Annotated in this window: 4 protein-coding genes; all 4 read left to right on the top strand. The window is 60.7% G+C overall.

Annotated features, from left to right (window positions below; genetic code table 11):
* A partial coding sequence (gene atpH / locus ACETWG_03180; protein MFB0515591.1) for an ATP synthase F1 subunit delta occupies window positions 1-525 on the top strand: 525 nt, incomplete at its 5' end.
* A gap of 52 nt (window positions 526-577) precedes the next feature.
* On the top strand, window positions 578-2,107 hold the full coding sequence (atpA, locus tag ACETWG_03185) for a F0F1 ATP synthase subunit alpha (protein ID MFB0515592.1): 1,530 nt from the start codon (window positions 578-580) through the stop codon (window positions 2,105-2,107).
* Between the two features lie 12 nt (window positions 2,108-2,119).
* Window positions 2,120-2,986 carry an ATP synthase F1 subunit gamma gene (gene atpG, locus ACETWG_03190; GenBank protein ID MFB0515593.1) on the top strand — a complete coding sequence of 289 codons (867 nt, stop codon included), beginning with the start codon at window positions 2,120-2,122 and terminating at the stop codon, window positions 2,984-2,986.
* Window positions 2,987-3,071: 85 nt separating this feature from the next.
* Window positions 3,072-3,790, top strand: a 719-nt coding sequence (locus ACETWG_03195; protein MFB0515594.1) for a F0F1 ATP synthase subunit beta, incomplete at its 3' end; no start/stop codon positions are given.

Genomic DNA, 3,790 nt, shown 5'->3' on the forward strand with positions numbered 1-3,790 from the left:
AACCCAAAGGCGCGCCAATTTGCCAGGGCCACCCTCAGAGTGGCTATCAGCCTGGGGATGGTGGAAGGCTTTCTGGACCGGTTGGTGCTGCTGGCCCGGGCCTTCCGGGAGAGTAAGGCCTTCCGCCATTTGATGATTACCCACAGGATCCCGACAGAAGAGAAATTGGCAATCCTGCGCCGGGCCTTCGCGGGCATCCTCACCGAGCTGGAATTCGAGGTCTTGCACTGCTTACTGGAACGGGGCCTGGCCCTGCAACTGCCCGCAGTGGTCAAGTCCCTGATCCATCTGGCCCAGGTGCAAGGTGCCCGGATGGACCTGACCGTTTTCACCCCCCGGTCACTTCCGGAGCCGGAGCTTCAGAGCCTGGGGAACCGGGTGGCAGCGGATATCGGGCGCTCCCTGCGGGTTCTGGGTGTGGTGGACCCCGGTCTCCTTGGTGGCATCAAGCTGCTGGTGGGCAATACCCTGGTGGATGGCACGCTGGCCCGCCGGCTGGAGCTGTTGCGGGAACAGCTGGTGTAGCCAAGGGTTACAGCACTGGAAAAATGATGATTAATACGGAGTAAAACACGGTATGGCTGTAGAATTTGACACCGGTAAGATCACCGCGATGCTGAAAGAGGAGCTCGAAGCCTTTGAGGTGGAGCTGGATGTAGCCGAGGTAGGTGAGGTGATCATGGTGGGTGACGGTGTCGCCCGGGTGCACGGATTGGATAATGTGATGGCCTCGGAATTGGTGGAGTTCCCTCATGGTGTATTCGGCATGGCTTTGAACCTGGAGGAGGACAATGTCGGTCTGGTTCTGTTTGGTGAGAGCCACCTGGTGCGGGAGGGCGACCTGGCCCGTCGTACCGGCCGGGTGGTGGAGATCGGCGTGGGTGCGGCCATGCTGGGTCGGGTAGTGAATCCTTTGGGTCAACCCATTGACGGGCGCGGGGAGATCAAGCCTGAAGAGTCTAAGCCTATCGAGCGGAAGGCACCTGATGTCATCTCGCGGCTGCCCGTCAAGGAGCCCCTGCAGACCGGCCTTAAAGCCATCGACAGCATGACCCCCATCGGCCGCGGCCAGCGGGAGCTCATTATCGGTGACCGCCAGACCGGCAAAACGGCCATCGCACTGGATACCATCATCAACCAGAAGTACACCCATAAAACGGATGCGCCCGTCTACTGCATCTATGTGGCAATCGGGCAGAAGGCCTCTACGGTGGCCACGGCGGTAGCCGAGTTGGAGCGGGCTGGCGCCATGGAGTATACCGTAGTGGTGGCGGCCAGCGCCTCCGAACCGGCACCCCTGCAGTTTATCGCCCCCTATGCCGGGGCCACCATCGGCGAATACTTCCGTGACCAGGGCAAGCATGCGCTGGTGATCTACGACGATCTCAGCAAGCATGCTGTGGCCTACCGGCAGGTATCGCTGCTGTTGCGCCGTCCCCCGGGCCGGGAAGCTTACCCGGGCGACATATTCTATCTGCATAGCCGCCTGCTGGAGCGCGCCGCCAAAATGAACGATGAAAACGGCGGTGGCTCACTCACCGCCCTGCCCATCATCGAAACCCAGGCCGGGGATGTGGCCGCGTATATCCCGACTAACGTGATCTCAATTACCGACGGCCAGATCTTTCTGGAGACCGGACTGTTCTACGCCGGCATCCGCCCCGCCATGAATCCCGGTATTTCCGTGTCCCGCGTGGGTGGCCACGCCCAGATCAAGGCGATGCGCAAGGTGGCCGGCTCGCTGCGCCTGGAGCTGGCCCTGTTCCGAGAGCTGGAGGCCTTCGCCAAGTTCGGCTCCGACCTGGACAAGGCCACCCTGCATCAGATTACCCGCGGTGAGCGGCTCAGGGAAATCCTTAAACAGAATCAGTTCCAACCCATGCCGGTGCAGGAGCAGGTAGCCATCATTTTTGCCGCCACCAAGGGCTACCTGGACGATCTGCCTATCGAGCGGGCGCGCGAATTCGAGGCGGGGTACCTGGACTACCTTCGAGCCAACGGTCGCCAGTACCTGGATACCATTCATGATACCGGCGAACTGACCGAGGAAACCGAGCAGGACCTGATGACCATAACGGACGAATTCATGAAGACTTTCGTCGCTTGACGAGAATACCCCATGGCCAGCCTGAAGGACATCCGGCGCCGGATCAATTCCGTTAAAAGCATTCAGCAGGTCACCAAGGCCATGAAGATGGTGGCGGCGGCCAAGCTGCGCCGCGCCCAGCTGAACATGCTCCAGGCCCGCCCCTATGCCAACCGCATCCGCGACGTACTTCACAGCCTGCTGCCGCAGATTGATCGGCAGCTGCTGCCGGTGCTCCAGGTACGGGAAGAGGTCCAGCGCAGTCTGATTGTGGTGGTGACCTCAGACCGGGGTATGGCCGGCAGCTTCAACACCAATCTACTCAAGGCGGCCCAGAAAAGGATTGATGAGCTGAGTCGGGAGCTGGTCGATCTGATCTGCATTGGCCGGAAGGGTAATGACCATTTCACCCGCCGGGGGTACCAGGTGGTGGCCGCCTACCTGGACTTCTGGTCCGAGCTCGGTTTTAATCACGCGATGGCCTTTGGCCGAGAGATCACTTCGCGCTATGTGGAGGGCTCGGTGGACCAGGTGTTGGTCTTCTTTAATCAATTCAAGAACATTCTTGTGCAGGAATTGCGCGAGGAACGCCTGCTGCCCCTGGTGCTGGAGGAAGGGGAGCCGATTGACACCAGCCAGGTGTTGTTTGAGCCGTCGGCGGCCGAGGTGGTGGACAGCCTGGTGCCCCGCCACCTGAACATTCAGGTGTGGCGCTATCTGCTGGAGTCGTATGCTTCCGAGCAGGCGGCCCGCATGACCGCTATGGATAATGCCACCAACAACGCCGAAGAAGTCATTGAACGGCTGCAGCTGGAGTATAACAAGGCCCGGCAGGCCAGCATTACCAAGGAGATTCTAGACATCGTGGGCGGTGCCGAGGCGCTGAGGCTGCAAGCGTGAGAATTGAACCGCAAAGACGCGCCAGGGATAGATACTCGAATAGCTTGGCGCCTTGGCGGTTACATAAAAATTTTATGGAGAGCAGATGAAAATAGGTAAGGTTTCCCAGATCATGGGTGCGGTGGTGGATGTGGTGTTTGAGGACGAGCATCTGCCGGAAATCTACCACGCCCTGGAGATCGACCGGGGCCACGGCGAGCGGCTCGTACTGGAAGTAAGCCAGCATCTGGGTGAGAATCTGGTCCGGACGGTGGCTATGGATTCCACAGACGGGCTGACCCGCGGCACCGCGGTCAAGGATACGGGTGAGCCCATCAGCATGCCGGTAGGGCCCAACACCCTGGGCCGCCTGCTGAACGTGATTGGAGAGCCTATTGACGGGAAGGGCCCCATTGAGACCGAGAAGCGTTATCCCATCCACCGTCCGGCGCCCAAGCACGAAGAGCTGAGCACCACCACCGAGATGCTGGAGACGGGCATCAAGGTCGTCGACCTTTTGGAGCCCTATACCAGGGGGGGTAAGACCGGGCTGTTCGGTGGGGCCGGCGTCGGCAAGACGGTGATCCTGCAGGAGCTGATCCGCAACGTGGCCACCGAACACGGGGGCTATTCGGTGTTCGGGGGCGTGGGTGAGCGCACGCGGGAAGGGAACGACCTGTACCTGGAGATGTCGGCCTCGGGGGTCATTGCGAAGACTTGCATGGTATTCGGTCAGATGACCGAGCCGCCGGGAGCCCGCCTGCGAGTGGCCCTATCGGCCCTGGCCGTCGCCGAGTACTTCCGTGACGAGGAAGGCAAGGACGT

Source organism: Candidatus Neomarinimicrobiota bacterium, from assembly GCA_041862535.1.
Classification (GTDB): Bacteria; Fidelibacterota; Marinisomatia; order SCGC-AAA003-L08; family TS1B11.